General features: G+C 52.9%; 13 protein-coding genes and 1 pseudogene. 5 read left to right on the plus strand and 9 right to left on the minus strand.

What is annotated here, in order from left to right:
* Positions 1 to 48: 48 nt before the first annotated feature.
* The 4 genes from A8O25_RS04175 to A8O25_RS04190 form a co-directional block, all read right to left on the minus strand.
* Positions 49 to 1,002 carry a phosphodiester glycosidase family protein gene (locus tag A8O25_RS04175; protein ID WP_066831238.1) on the minus strand — a complete coding sequence of 318 codons (954 nt, stop codon included), beginning with the start codon at positions 1,000 to 1,002 and terminating at the stop codon, positions 49 to 51.
* Complete coding sequence (locus A8O25_RS04180; protein ID WP_066831241.1) at positions 992 to 2,269, minus strand: RagB/SusD family nutrient uptake outer membrane protein; 1,278 nt, start codon at positions 2,267 to 2,269, stop codon at positions 992 to 994. The genes A8O25_RS04175 and A8O25_RS04180 overlap by 11 nt, the downstream gene beginning before the upstream one ends.
* 11 nt (positions 2,270 to 2,280) lie before the next feature.
* On the minus strand, positions 2,281 to 5,571 hold the full coding sequence (locus tag A8O25_RS04185; protein WP_241498929.1) for a TonB-dependent receptor: 3,291 nt from the start codon (positions 5,569 to 5,571) through the stop codon (positions 2,281 to 2,283).
* A gap of 192 nt (positions 5,572 to 5,763) precedes the next feature.
* Entirely contained in the window at positions 5,764 to 6,915 is a 1,152-nt protein-coding gene (locus A8O25_RS04190; protein WP_066831247.1) for a FecR family protein, read from the minus strand.
* 476 nt (positions 6,916 to 7,391) lie between these two features.
* On the opposite strand from A8O25_RS04190, the gene A8O25_RS04200 reads away from it, so the two are divergent.
* Positions 7,392 to 7,964, plus strand: a complete 573-nt coding sequence (locus tag A8O25_RS04200; RefSeq protein ID WP_066831253.1) for an RNA polymerase sigma factor — start codon at positions 7,392 to 7,394, stop codon at positions 7,962 to 7,964.
* Positions 7,965 to 8,049: 85 nt separating this feature from the next.
* Here A8O25_RS04200 and A8O25_RS04205 read toward each other — a convergent pair whose 3' ends face one another.
* Positions 8,050 to 9,126: a DNA topoisomerase IB gene (locus tag A8O25_RS04205; RefSeq protein WP_066831255.1), complete on the minus strand. Its 1,077-nt coding sequence runs from the start codon at positions 9,124 to 9,126 to the stop codon at positions 8,050 to 8,052.
* A 201-nt stretch (positions 9,127 to 9,327) separates the two neighbouring features.
* On the opposite strand from A8O25_RS04205, the gene A8O25_RS04210 reads away from it, so the two are divergent.
* Positions 9,328 to 10,173 carry a M48 family metalloprotease gene (locus A8O25_RS04210; RefSeq protein WP_066831258.1) on the plus strand — a complete coding sequence of 282 codons (846 nt, stop codon included), beginning with the start codon at positions 9,328 to 9,330 and terminating at the stop codon, positions 10,171 to 10,173.
* A 61-nt stretch (positions 10,174 to 10,234) separates the two neighbouring features.
* A complete protein-coding gene (locus tag A8O25_RS04215) occupies positions 10,235 to 11,425 on the plus strand; it encodes an App1 family protein (protein WP_066831259.1) in 1,191 nt (396 codons plus the stop codon).
* A gap of 286 nt (positions 11,426 to 11,711) precedes the next feature.
* Here A8O25_RS04215 and A8O25_RS22845 read toward each other — a convergent pair whose 3' ends face one another.
* Genes A8O25_RS22845 through mtgA form a run of 3 tightly spaced genes read right to left on the minus strand, consistent with a single transcriptional unit; the run spans position 11,712 to position 12,895 of the window.
* Positions 11,712 to 11,885, minus strand: a complete 174-nt coding sequence (locus A8O25_RS22845) for a Cif family virulence factor (protein WP_153042578.1) — start codon at positions 11,883 to 11,885, stop codon at positions 11,712 to 11,714.
* Positions 11,886 to 11,891: 6 nt separating this feature from the next.
* Positions 11,892 to 12,173, minus strand: a complete 282-nt coding sequence (locus A8O25_RS22850) for a Cif family virulence factor (protein WP_153042579.1) — start codon at positions 12,171 to 12,173, stop codon at positions 11,892 to 11,894.
* Positions 12,170 to 12,895 carry a monofunctional biosynthetic peptidoglycan transglycosylase gene (mtgA, locus tag A8O25_RS04225; protein WP_066831261.1) on the minus strand — a complete coding sequence of 242 codons (726 nt, stop codon included), beginning with the start codon at positions 12,893 to 12,895 and terminating at the stop codon, positions 12,170 to 12,172. The genes A8O25_RS22850 and mtgA overlap by 4 nt, the downstream gene beginning before the upstream one ends.
* Before the next feature lie 116 nt (positions 12,896 to 13,011).
* Between mtgA and A8O25_RS04230 the strand changes: the two genes are divergently transcribed.
* Together A8O25_RS04230 and A8O25_RS23690 are read left to right on the plus strand one after the other, a co-directional pair.
* Positions 13,012 to 13,647 (plus strand): LON peptidase substrate-binding domain-containing protein, encoded by a 636-nt coding sequence (locus A8O25_RS04230; RefSeq protein ID WP_066831264.1) that lies wholly within the window; start codon positions 13,012 to 13,014, stop codon positions 13,645 to 13,647.
* A 48-nt stretch (positions 13,648 to 13,695) separates the two neighbouring features.
* Positions 13,696 to 14,445, plus strand: a pseudogene (locus A8O25_RS23690) (metallophosphoesterase); the annotation flags it as partial.
* A gap of 441 nt (positions 14,446 to 14,886) precedes the next feature.
* Here the strand turns inward: A8O25_RS23690 and A8O25_RS04235 are convergent.
* Positions 14,887 to 15,783, minus strand: coding sequence for a diacylglycerol/lipid kinase family protein (locus A8O25_RS04235; RefSeq protein ID WP_066831267.1), 897 nt, complete (start codon positions 15,781 to 15,783; stop codon positions 14,887 to 14,889).
* Between the last annotated feature and the right edge of the window lie 45 nt (positions 15,784 to 15,828).

Here is a 15,828-nt window from a genome sequence, read left to right on the forward strand (position 1 = left end):
CAGCCCCAAAACAGAAAACAAACCTATTTTATCTAAACATGCTCTTGCTTAAGGCAAATCTGCCACAATAGTCCAACCGTTGGCCACTGCCCGCGGCTTGCCGTCTGACGACCAGTTGCGCACTTGCCACACGTCTGCCAGCGGGTGCTTGATGAGAAACGTGTTGGAACCGCCGCCGTCCAGGTTGAGCGCTTCCTTTGCGCCCAGTGCCAGCAGGAACCGGCCCATGTTTTCAATGGTGCTCCCGTTGGCGTAATCAAACCGGCGGCCGTCAATCATCACAAAGTAGACCACCTTGTCCTCGGTGTAGCCCACGGCCGTTCTGGGTTCTATGGACACGTCTGTCTGGCTGACCACCTGGTAATTGTTCAGGAGGCGGTGGTGGCCGCCCAGAGCGTGTAGAAGGTTGTCTTTCTGGGCATCATAGGTTTCCAGATTCCCAATTAAGGGGTTGCCTTGTTTGTCCACGCCAAAGTAGCCGCGGCCGCCCGCCTGTATGGCGGTCTTTACCGCTTTGCCATTGATAAACACCAGGCTGCGGGGCTCCCCGGTGCTGGTATTGAAGAAGTCTGAGTTCACAGCGGCCACTACCCTTCTGCCCGCTTTGTCAATATACTTCACCATGTCTGGAATGGTCTGCATGGCAAAGCTGGTGCCGCCGTAGGGAGTGGCAGGGAACAAGGAGACGCCGGGCTGCTTCAAATCTACCTTTAAGATAAAGGCGCGGTTGGTATAGCCGTCAGCAGTCAGATAGTGCATATCGGTTTCCTCTACGCCAGGGTGCAGCTGAAACGTGGTGTCATAGAAGACGCGGGCCACCAGGCTGGATTTCTCAACCAATTGCTGGGCAACTTGCGTGACCGGCGCTCGCTCTACCGGAACGGGGGCATCATCCTCTTCACATCCGCTGAAGACGGTCACCCCGCCCACCAAGCTGAGAAGAAGTATATATTTTTTAAAGGTCTGTAACATGTCTGGTCTGGTTAAAGGATTAATAATCATTGTTTTGCTCCAGCAAATCATTCAGGATCAACTCGTTTTCGGGCAACGGTAATTTGAGTTGATACTCCTTCAGGCCCAGCGTAGCAACAGCCCTCCCGGTTCTCACCAGATCATACCACCTGAAGCCCTCACCCAAAAACTCGCGGCGCCTTTCTTCCAGCACAGCATCTACCATTTCTTCCGGCGTGGTGGGGTTGACAGGTCCTAAGTTGCGGGCAGCGCGCAGCTCATTCAACCGGGGCAGACCGGCCAGTCCCTGCGCCTCGGCGCTGATGAGGTACATTTCCGCAAGGCGGAGAACCACAAACGGGTCGGTGCCGGCCTGGCCGCTGGGGTATTTGTTCACCACGTTCAGGCCCTGGTAGGTGTCAATGGAAATGGCTCGCCGGTTGTCATTGGCCTCATACATCTGCATGGCGGCATCTGTGGGCTTGTACACGTAAGAACCTTTTACCGGGTGGGCATAGGTATAAAACAAAGTGCTCAGCGTGATGCTGGACTCCTCGGTGTTGTTCTCAAAAGCGAAGATGACCTCGCGGTTCTGCTGCTTCCGGAAGATTTTCTCAAAACTGTCCAGCTGGTAACGGCCAGACGTGATGAAGCCTTCGGCCAGTGCCGCCGCCTCCTGCATTTTGTTCTGCGCCAGCTTTACGCGGGCAGACAGCGCCTGCACCGCGTCTTTGTTCACGTAGTAGTAATTGTTGACCACGTAGACCGGCGCATCTGGCAAGGCCAGCGTGAGTTCCTTCTCAATGAAGGCCCAGGTTTCAGCCTCAGAGTTGCGGGCTACTTTCTCAGTGGTGTTCACTTCCAGCACCGGCACACCGCCCCAGCGGGTGACCATGTTGTAGTACAGGTACGCCCTGAAAAAGTGGGCGGTACCCAGAATCTCACGCTTCTTCTGGGAGTCTGGGAATTTCCCTACCGTTTCCAGCACGTTGTTCACCTGATACAGGGCGCGGAAATACCCGTTCCAGGAGGCGCTGATCATGGAGTATTCAGGACGCAGAATGTTGCTGATGAAGGCCTGCACATTTCCGCCAGAGGCGGCGAAGAGGTCACCGCCCAACAAGTCAAACGTAATGTAAGCTTCTCTGCCCGGGGCATTCTGCATGGTGTTGTACATGCCGTAGAGCAGCGCGTCCATGTCCTTCTCGGTGGTATTGTCTGGTGACACCGAGGAGTGCGGATAGAAGTCTAACTGGTCATTGCAGGACGTGAACAGCAGCGCGCCTGCCATCACTATGTATTTAAGAATATTTTTCATGGGAAGGGGCTTTAAAATCTAAGGTTCACACCCAGGTTCACGGTTCTCAGCTGAGGCAGGATTAAGTTGTCCTCCCCAATGAACTGCGGGTCAAAGTCACTGGTCACCTCTGGGTCCATGCCAGAATAGTTGGTCCAGAGGAAGAGGTTGTCTGCCTGCACATATACCCGTAGCCGGTCAAGGCGCACTTTTGACACCAGGTTCTTAGGCAGGGTATACCCCAGAATGATGGAGCGCAGACGCAGGAAAGAGCCGTCTTCTAAAAAGCGGGTGGAGTTCTGGGTGTTCCAGCCGGTGCCATAAATGGCACGGGGCACGGTATTGCTGGTGCCGGGGCCGGTCCAGCGGGTGAGGGCAATTTCTTCGCGCATGTTGAAGAAGTTGTTGGCCAGCCGCTCTATGGTGATTCGGCCGGAAGAATACACCTCTGCCCCTTGGCTGTAGTTCAGGAACACGCTCAAGTCAAAGTTCTTGTACCGGAACGTGTTGTTCCAGCCCCCAAAGAAGTTGGGGTTGGAGGTGCCTACAATCTGGCGGTCATCCACGTTAATGAGGCCGTCATTGTTTAGGTCTTCATATTGCACATCACCTGCCCTAACCCCTTGGTTAAAGAAGGCTGCCGGCACTTCTTCATCGGTCTGGTAAATGCCCAGCATTTTGTACATATAGAAACTGCCTACTTCCTCCCCTACTTTCAATGTGCGGTTGGCACCAATGAGCAAGGCATCATCACCCAGCAACGAGGTGAGTTTGTTCTTGATGAACGAGATGTTGAAGTCTGAGCTCCAGGTCAAATCCCCAAAGGTGAGGTTAGACCCCAGCAGGAATTCCCACCCCCAGTTGCGCATGGAGCCAATGTTGCTGGTAATGCTGGTGAACCCGGTGGTAGCCGGCGTTGGGCGGCTGTAAAGCAGGTTGTTGGTGTTCTTTACAAAGTAGTCTACCGTAAAATGGAACATGCCCCGCTTAAAGCTGAAGTCTGCCCCCACGTCAAACTGATCGGCGGTTTCCCAGGTAAGATCACGGTTGCCGTTGGTGCTCACTCCTATCCCGCTTTTATACCCGTAGTTCCGCCCCCCGCTCATCTGGGCCTGGTAGGCATAAGAACTGATGCCGTCCTGGTTACCCGTTGAGCCGTAGCTGGCGCGCACTTTCAGGTCCAGCAGCGAGACCGGCCAGAATTCCTCCCGCGAAATATGCCAGCCTGTTGACACTGACGGGAAATACCCGAACCTGTTCTCTGGGGCAAACTTAGAGGAGCCGTCTACGCGGTAAGACAGGTTGAGCAGGTATTTGTCTTTAAAGGTGAAACTGGTTCTTCCAAAGTAAGAGGCAATGGCACTTTCAGTTAAACCGGTTCCGGCCTCGGTGATCTCAGCGGCCACTGACAGCACATCAAAAGAAGGCGAAGGGAATCCACGCCCATAAATGCTGATGCTGGAGTTGTTCACTTTCTGGTAAGACTGCCCGGCCAGGGCCGAAAACGAAAGCTCCCCAAACTGTTTGTTGTACGTGAGGGTGTTTTCTATTAGTAAGTTGGAAATGCTGCGGCGGCTGTCAATCAGGCGGCCTACGCCGGTGCCGTACGGGTGGTCTTCATTGTAATAGACTTTGTCTACCGTATAAATCTGGTCAAGGCCCAATGAGGTTTTGAAATCAAGCCCTTTGAACAAGTGGAACGTGGCAAAGAAATTACCCAGGTAACGATAATTCTCAATGTCTGCGTCTTCCTCATTCAGGATATGGAGCGGATTGTGGTACAGCAGGTCAGGCGTTCCGCCCATGTAGTAGTCACCGTTGGGTTTGTAGGGACGGTCAAAAGGCCGCTGCGGAATGCTGCGCGCCATTACGGTGGCCCCCGAGTTAGAACCTGGAACGCGCGAATTGTGGGTGTAGCTCAAGTTTGAGTTAGTGCCTACCTCCAGCCAGTCAAACATCTGGTGCGAAAGATTGATCTTACCGGTGTACTTTTTGTACTCACTGGTAATGATGGCCCCCTCCTGGGTTAAGTAGTTCCCTGAAATAAATACGCGGGTTTTATCAGTACCTCCGGAGAAGGACAGATTGTAACTGGAGGTTCTCGCGGTTTGGGTTACCAAATCAAACCAGTCTGTGTCTGGCATGCCCGGGTATGGGTTCAGCTTGCGCAACATGTAGTTGGTATCACCGGGCTTATACCCAAATTGCTGGTTGTAATTGTCAATGCCTTCATTTATCACCTCCAGGTACAGGTCTGAGTCGGCCATTTTTACCTTGTCTGTATTAGGCACGTCCTGCACGCCGGTGTAGAAGTCAAAGTTGAGGTTGGTCTTGCCTTTCTTCCCGGTTTTGGTGGTGATGATGATGACGCCGTTGGTGGCCCGTGACCCGTAAATAGCCGAGGAAGCCGCGTCTTTCAACACCTCAATAGATTCAATGTCATTGGGGTTGAGCTGCGAAAGCGGGTTCATGTTTTCGCCCAGGTTGAAGAGCGCGGCGTTGTGCGGTACTACCGGAATTCCGTCAATGACGTAGAGCGGCTCATTGCTGGCGCTCAAGGACCCGATACCGCGTATGCTCACCCGGTTAGAGGAGCCGGGCGCCCCTGACCCCGCTGACACGTTTACACCGGGCATGCGGCCTTGAATCAACTGGTCTGGCCCTAATACCGGCCGGCTTGTTTCTTCACTGGGTTTAAAGGAACTGATGGCGCTGGTCACATCTTCGCGCTCCTGCTGGCCATAGCCCACCACCACAATCTCCTTCAGGGCCTGGTTGTCTTCCAGTAAATCTAAGGTGAGTTCGGCGGGGCCGTTAAAAGGGAGTTCTTTGTTTTGAAACCCGATGAAGGAAAAAACCAGCACCCCCTGGTCTACCGGTACTGGCAGACTAAAATTCCCGTTTCCGTCTGTAGAGGTGGCTACGGTAGTGCCTTTCAAGGTAATGGTCACCCCAGGCATGGGTTCGCCTTTGCTGTCCCGCACCCTGCCTTTTACCAGGGTGGGCGGCGCCACCGCCGCCCGCGTACTTTCTTTCCTTTTGACCACCACCGTTTTCTGGTTCAGGGTATAGGTGAGCGGTTGGTCGGCAAAGCTGCGCTCCAAGGCTTCCTCCAAAGAGGCATCTGCCAGGTGGAGCGTGACCGGTTTGGCTTCTTTCAGCATTTGCACGTTGTAGAGAAAATTGTAGCCACTCTGCTTTTTCACTTCTTTGAGAACCTGCTCCAGTGGGGCGTTTCGGTAAGAAAGCGAAATGCTTTGGCTATGACTGGCGGCACTCACCTGCAAGAGGGCGGCCACCATTAAAAAAACGGTAAGTTTCATACCCAAGATTAGCTTTTGCGGTATACTCCCTGGAAACCTACTCTTAGAAAGAGTATAAATTTTCATACATTTGTTTGTTTGGGTTTTAGAAAATAGATGTGACACATGTATTGCCTCTAGTAGCCCAACTATAGCCAGGGGCGCTGCAACGCCCCTGGTTCTTTTTTTGGCTCCGGGCATATTTTTTTCCTGTTATGCCTTTACATAGAGCCTCCTTCCTTTTTGTTCAAAATGTACAGTTCCTGTTAACTCCAGCATCTCCAGCACATCTTCAATTTTTTCAAACCGGGAAATGGTGCCGGTAAAGCTTTTCTCGCCTATTTCACTCTGGTACACCACGTCCACGTCATACCAGCGGGCAATTTTGCGCATTACGCTTTTGAGGTCTTCGTCATGAAAGAGGAACTGGCCGTTTTTCCAGGCGATGCTCTCAGAAGCATCTACCTGGTGCACTTGCAAGGCGTGGGAATTCTTTTGCAGCACGGCCTCCTGGTTAGGTTGGAGCACCACCTGTTTCTGAGTGCTGCTTACTCTCACGGAGCCTTCCAGCAATGAAGTGCGCAGGCGGTCTTCGTCTTCATAGGCCATGAGGTTGAAATGGGTACCCAATACTTCCACCTCCATTTCATTGGCCACTACTTTGAAAGGCATGTGCTTATTTTTGGCTACTTCAAAGTACGCCTCGCCCTGTAGCTGCACCACCCGCTCCTTGCCCGCAAACGCCGCCGGAAAACGCAGGCTGGAGGTGGCATTTAACCATACCTTGGTACCGTCTGACAAGGTGATTTGGTACTGTCCGCCGCGCGGGGTAGACAAGGTGTTATAGAGCGCCAGCTGCTGATCATTGTTTGGTCCCTGGTAAGACAGCCGCCCGTTTACCTTGATGATCTTGACAGCCCCCTGATGGGTTACATTGCCGTTTTGGGTTTCGTCTAAGTCTACCACCGTACCGTCTGCCAGTGTGAGATAGGCTCTGTCACGGCCCGGGGTGACTTCTGCCTCAGGAGCGCTTTTCTGTACCAAGGCCTGAGGCGGTGTGGCTTCGCCTCTGTTCAACCAGAAGAACACGCCCGTAGAAAGCAGGAGAACGGCCACTGCGGCCGCAACAGAATAGGAGAAGGCAAAGCCGGGCCGCTTCTCTGACTGTTGCCGCGCCATATCTTCCTGCAGCCGGGTCAAAAGCGCGTGTTTCACGTCATGCTGCGCCCCCATCTGCTGATCATTCCAGGGGAGTTCTTCCAGCTCAAACTCATCCTGGTGCTCTTCCAGTTGCTGCATCTCCTCTGGGGTACAGGAGCCGTTCAGGTATTTCTGATATAAATGGAGATATTCTTCTCTGGTCATGGATGAGGTGCCTTATACCTTACAAGAGACAAGTGTAGGCTGGCACACACACATTCTTTTACAATTTTTTTTTCGAAAGGGGAAATGTAGCCAGGAACGGCAGATGCGCACACCGGTGGCTGGCGGGGAGAAGAAAATCCTGTTTTGGGGCTGTTTTTCTAAAAACAGGCCTAAAACGCACAGCAAAACCAATTACCCCCGTTTCACCCGTTAGGCTGACGGCCTTCCCGTGCAGGCTCTGTACTAGCCCTGGGGGCGGGGGAAATTTTTACAAGAATTTTTCTTTATATTGCTCAGGCCTGAATAGAAGGCAAAGGAAAGACTTCGTAATCAAAAGATAACCTGGCCGTAACATTGGCTTGACGAAGTTTCCCGTGTTTTGTGGCAAGAGAAGGTCAGGTGAAGAGTAACCAGTAGTGGCGTTTCCCTCTTAGGGCATGATTGAATATGCTCAAATCTGAGTTCAAAGAAGCAGTATGTATCAGCAACAACCAGATGCAGAAGTATGGCAGGCCATCCAGCAGGATGACACTAAAGCCTTTACTGCCTTGTTTGAACGTTACTGGTCCCGTATTTTCACCACGGCCTTTGCCCACCTGAAAGACCGCGAAGCCAGTGAGGAGATTGTGCACGCCATTTTCCTGAACCTCTGGAACAAACGCCACCAGCTGCAGATAGAGTCTTTCCCGGCCTACCTCAAAGCAGCCGCCCGCTACCACGTGTACCGCCAGATGAAGCAAGCCAGGGTGATCCCGCTGTACTATACAGACCAGCTGGAGGCCCTTCCCCCCCTCACCCAGGCCAACACCGGCGAAGAGGCCCTTCGCGTGCAGGAACTGGACCATCAGTTAGACTATGAACTGGAGAAACTGCCCAAACGGTGCCAGGAGATTTTCCTGCTCAGCAGAAAAGAACAGCTGTCAAACGAGGAGATTGCGCAGCAGCTGGGCATTTCCAAGCGCAGCGTAGAAAACCAGATTACCGTAGCCCTGCGCCATCTCAGACTCTTCCTGAAGAATGCGGCCATGCTGCTTCCTTTCATATTCTAATAGAAAGGGGTTACCTCATGCTGTTTTGGGGCTGTTTTTCAGAAAACAGCCCCAAAACAGCATACGGGGCAGCGGCAAATCTCTGCTACACCGCCCCCTTCACCTCCTGCAGCATTTTGATCACAAACGCCTCTGTGCGGGACAGGAACGGGTTCTCTTTCCGTTTCTTGGCGTCATGCCTGCGCAAGTAGTCAATTAACTTGTCTTGTTTAAACAGGTTCACCACCTCTGGGTGAATGTAGTACTTGCTGCAGACAGTGGGCGTGTTGCCCAGCTCATGCGCCACCATCTTGGCGGCTTCTTTCACAGACTTCTCCTTCTCAATCTCAGGGTTCTCGTCTATCAGCTGTTCCAGGCATTCTACCATCATCACGGTGCCGCCCCAGGTTCTGAAATCTTTGGCGGTGAACTCCTCGGCACTCAGGCTGCGCAGGTAGTCGTTCACGTCTCCAGATTCTATGGGCTGGCGGTTGCCGTCTTCATCATAGTACTGGAACAGGTCATACCCGGGAATATCCTGGCACTGCTTCACCAGCTTGGCCAACCGCCGGTCTTTGATGGTGATTTCATGCTGAATGCCTTTCTTGCCCACAAACTCCAGCTTAAGGTTACTGCCCTCAATCTTCACGTGCCGGTCCCGCAGCGTGGTGAGCCCGAAAGACTTGTTTTCTTTGGCGTAGGCCTTGTTGCCAATCCTGATAAAGGAATTGTCCAGCAGTTCTACCACAATGGCCAGGATCTTGCGTTTCTCCAGCTTCTTCCGCTTCAGGTCTTTCTCCACCTGCTTCCTGATCTCGGGCAAGGCTTTGCCAAACGCAATCATGCGGCCAAACTTGTTCAGGCTGCGCACTTCCTTCCACTGGGCGTGGTAGAGGTACTGTTTGCGCCCCTTGTCATCCCGGCCGGTGGCTTGTATGTGGCCGTTGGCCGAAGGGCAGATCCATACCTCTGTCCAGGCGGGCGGAATCACCAGACGGTTGATCCGGTCAAGGGTCTTCCCGTCTTCCACCGGCTCCCCTTTCGGGGTGAAATACGCTACCTTCTTGCCGTTGCTGCGGCGCGTGATTCCTGGTTTGGTGTCTGGATAATAGCGCAAGCCGGCTAGCTGGGCAGAGGCGGCCACATCAGCGTAAACAGCAGCGGGTGAAAGTTCTTGTTCCATGGGTGGTTCTTGGTCTGGGTATGTCCTTTAACTGCCAGGGAGGGTAAAAGTTTCTTTTTCTGTTTTGGGGCCGTTTTCTCAAAAACAGCCCCAAAACAGGAGGCCTTGGCCTTTGCTCTAAATATATTTTCTTTGCCCCCTGATCTACCTGCCCCAGGTCTGCGTAGTAGGCGGAGACCTGATACTTTCTGACCAATTTGTATGCGACTTTCACCTGAACCATTCTCCCGTTATTCCTTTGTTATTCTCCTGGCGCTTCTGCTGGGAACCGGCGCCTGCAGCACAGATAAGAACGGTGACCGGGTTTTGTTCGCCATTGAGGAAGACCTGAAACTGGGCGAGCAGGTAGCCCTGCAGGTAGACTCCACGTACCGTGCCAAGGGCCAGCTGCTGGAACGGTCAAACCCGCGCTACAGAACCGCCTACGCCTTCCTGGACAACATTGTAGAACGTATCTTAAGCAGCGGCGAAGTAAGCTACCGCGAAGAATTCCCCTGGAAAGTGACCATCATCAACGACCCGGAAACCCAGAACGCCTTTGCCACCCCCGGCGGGCATATCTATGTGTTTACCGGCCTGATCAAAACCTTAGACAATGAAGACCAGCTGGCGGGCGTGCTGGGCCATGAGATTGCCCACGCAGACCAGCGGCACACAGTGAAGCAGCTGCAGAAGCAGTACGGCATTTCGTTTGTACTCTCCCTGTTCCTTGATGAGAACTCTGGCGACCTGCAGCGCACGGTGGCGCAGATTGCCGGACAAATGGCCGGCCTGAAGTTCAGCCGGGATTATGAGCGGGAGTCAGACGCGTTTTCAGTGGTGTACCTGGCGGGTACCAACTACTACGCCTGTGACGGCGCGGCCGGCTTTTTCCAGAAGATGCAGGCGTTGGAACAGAGCGGAAACATGCCTGAGTTCATCAGCACCCACCCGTCGCCGGGCAACCGCATACATGACATTGAGCAAAAGGCGCAGCAGGTGGGCTGCAGCACTGAGCAGAAACCAACTTCGGGCTATGCCCAGTTTAAAAGCTCGCTGGGGCTGTAGCGCCCTCTATATCTGTTGCCGCTTCTTTACCGTACAAACAGACTAAACAAGACACTATTCCATGCAAGACTGGCGAAAACTGGTGGGTTCTGCGGTAGAAAAGGCAGACTTGACGTTTGACCTCATGATGCAGCGGTTCCGGAACCGGTTCAACCTCTACAAGCCGCTGCACATTGTGCCCTACCGCAGCTACGGCACCAGCACCCGCCTGTATGTAAAGGGCCGGGTGCTGGCCAACAAAGGTATTTCCTCTGCCGCTGACAATGACACCCTCTGGAAAAACCTGGTGAACATGTACCGCCGTTTTGAAAGTGATGAGGTGCCCAATGCCCAGTTGCGGGTAAAGTTTGAGGGGCAGGACCACCAGGTGGTGACAGACAAGGAAGGCTATTTTGTGCTGAACCTGGCTCCTGCCACCCCCCTGGTAGAAGAAAAGAGCTGGCATGAAATTGAAATAGAACTGCTGGCGGCTAACATCTCCTCTTTTGAGCCCGGTATCAAAACCGAAGCCCATGTGCTGGTGCCGCCGCCAGATGCTGAGTATGGCATTATCTCAGACATTGATGATACCATTGTCCTGACCTCGGCCACAGACCTGATCAAGATGTCTCAGAACACCTTCATGAACAACGCGCGCACCCGTTTACCGTTTGCCGGGGTCTCTGCCTTTTACCGCTCCCTGCAGTTGGGCCGCAACGGCAAGCGCAACAACCCGTTCTTCTACGTGAGCAGCAGCCCCTGGAACCTCTATGACCTGCTGCATGACTTTCTGGACATCCATGATATTCCGGCAGGGCCGTTGCTGCTGCGGGACTTCGGGCTGCTGCAGAACAAGTTCTTTGGGGCAGACCACATGAGCCACAAGTTTAAGGAAATCCAGAACATTCTGCTCACGTACCCGCACCTCAACTTCGTGCTCATTGGCGACAGCGGCCAGGAAGACGCTCCCATTTACCGGGAGGTGATCAAGGAGTTTCCCGGCAGAATCATCTGCGCCTACATCAGGGATGTGGAGCTGCCGGAGCGGGCAAAGATGGTGGAGGAAATTACGCAGGAACTGAAAGGAACCGTTGAGATGATCCTGGTAAAAGACACCGCCGCCGCCGCCCAGCACGCCGCAGACAACGGTTTGATCTTCCAGGAAGAGGTGAAAGAGGTAGAGGCGCAGAAAGAGGTAGATAGCAGTGATGCGCCGGGCACCCCCACTAACCTGCCTCCCGCCCCTATCAGCAAAGACACGAGGAAGAAATAATGAGTGAATGCGTGAAGGGGTGAAGGTGTGAATGGGCGAGAGCTGTTTTAGGGCAGTTTTCAGAAAAGGAGGCTAAAAACAGCAGACCACAGAATTTGGGGTGAATGGGGTTAGGTATTCAAATTTAGAGACCAGGCACTGCCTTGTCTCTTTGCGATGGCCGCTCCAGGAAAGGAAGCGTCAGCAAATATCTTATCCAAAAACCAGCAATGCGTAAGAGTCAAGGCGGTGCCTGGTCTCTACCAACGTACCTAACCTATAACCTTCCTAAGAATCCCTTCGGCACTCAACTGGAGTGGTCAGCCAATATTTTCCATTTTCCGGCTATTTTTCTGAAAACAAGCGAAAAGTGGCCGCCAATGTCTCCCATGCTCCGCTTCAGGTGCCATTGGCCCACCACCAGCAGCACGTCTTTTGCCAACTCCTTAGTTTGCAGCAGGGTGAACGTGAGTTCGCCCATGGCTTCTCAGGTTGGATAGCCTTTGCGGTAGTTTTGCAGGGTTTGGTCCCAGCCATAGGTAAGGCCGCTCTTGCCAATGAACATTAGGGAATCTGAGTGCCAGTACGGTTCCATATAGCTTTCCAGGTCGCCCCGGTTCCAGGCCTGGCTTTGCGCCTGCATGATAGCGGCAATCTCAGTTGGGGCCTGTGAAGGGGATGTTCTGGTGCTGCGGCAGTTGGTGAAACCCAGGGCCAAAGCAGAGGCTACCATGTATAAACAGACACGGGTAAGGAAAGCGTTTTTCATTGCATCCACTTTTTAATGTAGTCACTCCCGCCTAACCTGTTCATGTTGCGCACTATATTCCGGCGCCGCCGAAGGGTGTAGCCGCTGGGGTTTTTCACGGAATATTTGATTGGGTTAGGCAAGACAGCGGCTAACAGAGCCGCCTGTTGGCGGCCTAGTTTGTCTGGGGTTGTTTTAAAGAAGTACTGGCTGGCGGCGTGCACCCCAAAGACATGGTCCCCCATTTCGGCAATGTTCAGGTACACCTCCATGATGCGCTCCTTGCCCCAAAGCAGTTCAATCAAAAAGGTAAAATACATCTCCACTGCCTTTCTGAGGTAGCTGCGGCCATGCCACAGAAATACGTTTTTGGCCACCTGCTGACTGATTGTGCTCCCGCCGTAGGTTTTCTTACTGGAGAGATTGCGCTGAAACGCCTGCTTGATCGCCTTAAAGTCAAAGCCGGAATGGGTGATAAACAACTGGTCTTCGGCGGCAATGGCGGCCAGGGGCAGCTGTTGGGACATGTCTTCCAGCTCCACAAACCTGTACTGGATCACCTCTACTTTCTCTGTCTTGGGAGACGGCTCAGAGCGTTTGGAGAGCATGTGCAGCGTCACCGGCGGGTCAATCCAGCGGTACACCAGCACCCAGAGAACAGACGTGAGAAACAGCACCAGACACAGCTTCCAGAACAACCGCCGCGCATCTGCCCACGTGAAAGAAATAGTTGGTTTAGCCATCAAATCAATAGTTTCCAGACACTAGAGCGCCTCAATGAAAGACAAAAATAAAGAATTACTGGCAGCATCTGGAAAGCGTTCTTAAATTAGTAGCCTTACTCATCAATACTAGCAGCATGAGCAGATTTCTGCCTTTCTTCCCGTTGAATATTGTGGTGTTTCCGGGGGAGAAATTAAACCTTCACATTTTTGAGCCCCGTTACAAACAACTGGTCATGGAATGCCAGACCAATGACTCCACCTTCGGGATTCCCGTTTACCTGGACAACGGGGTGGGTGACTATGGCACTGAGATTAAGATCCTGAGCATTGAGAAGAAATACGCCAACGGCGAAATGGACATTAAAACCAAAGGGCTGGGCATATTTAAAGTAAAGGAGTTCCAGCGGCAGATGCCGGGCAGGCTGTATGCCGGCGGGGAGATTGAAGACGTGCCCCTGATTCTGGATGAGGAGCCCCTGCATAGGCTGCAGGTGCTGGAACTGCTCCGGCAGCTGTACGTGGCCCTGGGCATACAGTCTTTGATGATCAGCCTTAAACCTGATTTTCTGGCTTATGACGTGGCCCACCACCTGGGTTTGTCTACTGAGCAGGAATATGCGCTGCTGCAATTACACAGGGAGAGTGAGCGCATGGAATTTATCTTAGAACACCTTACTGGCATTTTACCCGTGGAGCTGGAGACCGAGCGGCTAAAGGAACGGGTGAAACTGAACGGGCACTTTAAGCATTTGCTCCCGCCTAACTTTTAACCTGCTTCTTCAGTAAGAGGAAGACCAACCAACACTCCCGCCCCTGTAATGCTGCTTTATGTGCTTCTAGCCTTTTTTCTGCTGTTTTCCCTCTGGCTGTTGTGGTCTTACCTGCAGGAGCGCAAGTTCAGGAAGAAGCCGTATTATGCATTGGCAGAGATAGGCTGGCGCACGGTGACCCCTCCCCCTTTTTCAGAGCGTATCCATTCTGTGGCGCTGGTAGGGGATTTGGGAAATGCCGGGCCGGTGAGCCAGGATCCGGTGATGAAATCTATTCAAGGGTGGCTGGAGGAGGCTGGGGAGCAAAGCACTATTGTTTTTCTGGGGGACAATGTGTACCCGGTGGGGATCCCTCCGCAGGAACACAGGCTGCACCAGGCGTCTGTCCAAAAACTCCAGTACCAGCTGGACCTGCTAAAGGCCTACAGATCCAAAGTGATTTACCTGGGCGGAAACCATGACTGGAACAAAGGCCGGAAAAACGGGTATGACTACCTGATGCGGCAACAGCAACTGGTGCAGGAGCAGCTGCAGGACCCCCATGCCTATCTGCCCAAAGACGGCTGCCTGGGCCCTGTCTCCTGGGAGATAAATGAAGGGCTGCTGCTGATCATCATCAATACCCAATGGTGGGTACAACGGGGGTTCAGGCCAATTGGGGAGAAGTACGGCTGCTCCCTCAAACTTCCCACTGATTTTTATAGTAGGCTTGACAGTCTTTTAACGCAAAACAAGCACCGGTTTGTAGTGATTGCCGCGCATCACCCATTGTACAGCAATGCCCTGCACGGCGGCAAGTTTACGGTGAAACAGCAGGTTTTTCCGTTGACATTTGTCAATAAAAGGGCGCTGATCCCATTGCCCCTGATGGGCACCATTTTCAGATATTACCGGAAGTACCTGGGGGCTAATGAAGACATGTCGTACCCTCCGTACAGGCGGTTGAGAAAGCGGCTGCTAAAGATGTTGCACCAGCACCAGAACCTCTTTTATGTGGCGGGGCATGACCATAACCTGCAGTACTTTCAGGTGCAGGGGAATCATTACGCGGTGAGCGGGTCAGGGAGCAAGACTAATTTTGTGGCCAAAGGCGGAAAAGCCTCTTTCTCACACGAGAATAAAGGGTTTATGGTGCTGGACCAGTACCGCGACGGGACCATCTGGTTACGGGTACTGGAACCCTCCCTCACTCCCGGGGCCCTTCTGTGTTGGCATTTCAAAAATGCGTGTATGCGCCCTCTACCCCTCCTGCTCCCCGGGGGTAGGAAGCAGCACGTGCAAACTTTGGGGACGCACCTTGAATTCAATCTTTTCAGGCAGGTCTACCGGTTCGCCGTCTATGTGTGTGACTTCCCGGGCATGGTTCAAGATGGTGGCAGAGCGGCAACTGAACCGTTGGGTGTAAATTGAGTCATCAATACTGTCTGTGTACATCCGGTAAAGGATTCCCAGGCTGGCGGTCTTGGGGAACGGCTCCAGAATGCAGATCTCAAATTTGCCGTCATTGATCACGCCATTGGGGTTAATGGTGGCATTGCTCCCAAAGGCTTTGGCATTGGTAACGGTAAGCATAAAGGCCTCCCCGTCAAAAAGGGTCTCCCCTTCAGAAATAACCGTATACCGTTTGGGTTCATAGCTCATATATTCCTGCATGGCTATCCAGGCGTAAGCGCCGGGGCCGCGGGTGTCTCCCTCGCAGAACCTTTTCACCACCAGGGCATTGAAGCCCATGTCACAGAGATGGATGGAATGGTGGCCAGAAACTTGCAGCGTATCTATCGCTTTCACCTTATGCTCTGCCAATAAATGGAGCGCCTCCTCAAAGTCCTGGGGAATGTCCAGATCTTTTGACAAGCCATTGCCAGACCCCTGCGGAATAATAGCCAGTTGAGTAGGAGAATCAATCAGGAGTTTGGCCACCAGATTCACGGTGCCATCTCCCCCCATAGCCACCACCACATCAGGTTGTCCCTGTTCTATCTCCTGCTGGAGCTTTTGTTCATCCTGCTCCCCGGTGGTTCTGAAAAAAGAAGCAGAGATCTGGTGGCGTTGGCAGAACGCCACCAGATCCTCTTCCAGGTCTTCTTTGTCTATGTCTCCTGAAATGGGATTGATTACAAAAAGAATCTTGGTCATGGCAGTTTTCAGCTTGGGCTGTTTTAGGGCTGTTTTTCAGAAAAC

This window comes from Rufibacter ruber, from assembly GCF_001647275.1.
Taxonomy (GTDB): domain Bacteria; phylum Bacteroidota; class Bacteroidia; order Cytophagales; family Hymenobacteraceae; genus Nibribacter; species Nibribacter ruber_C.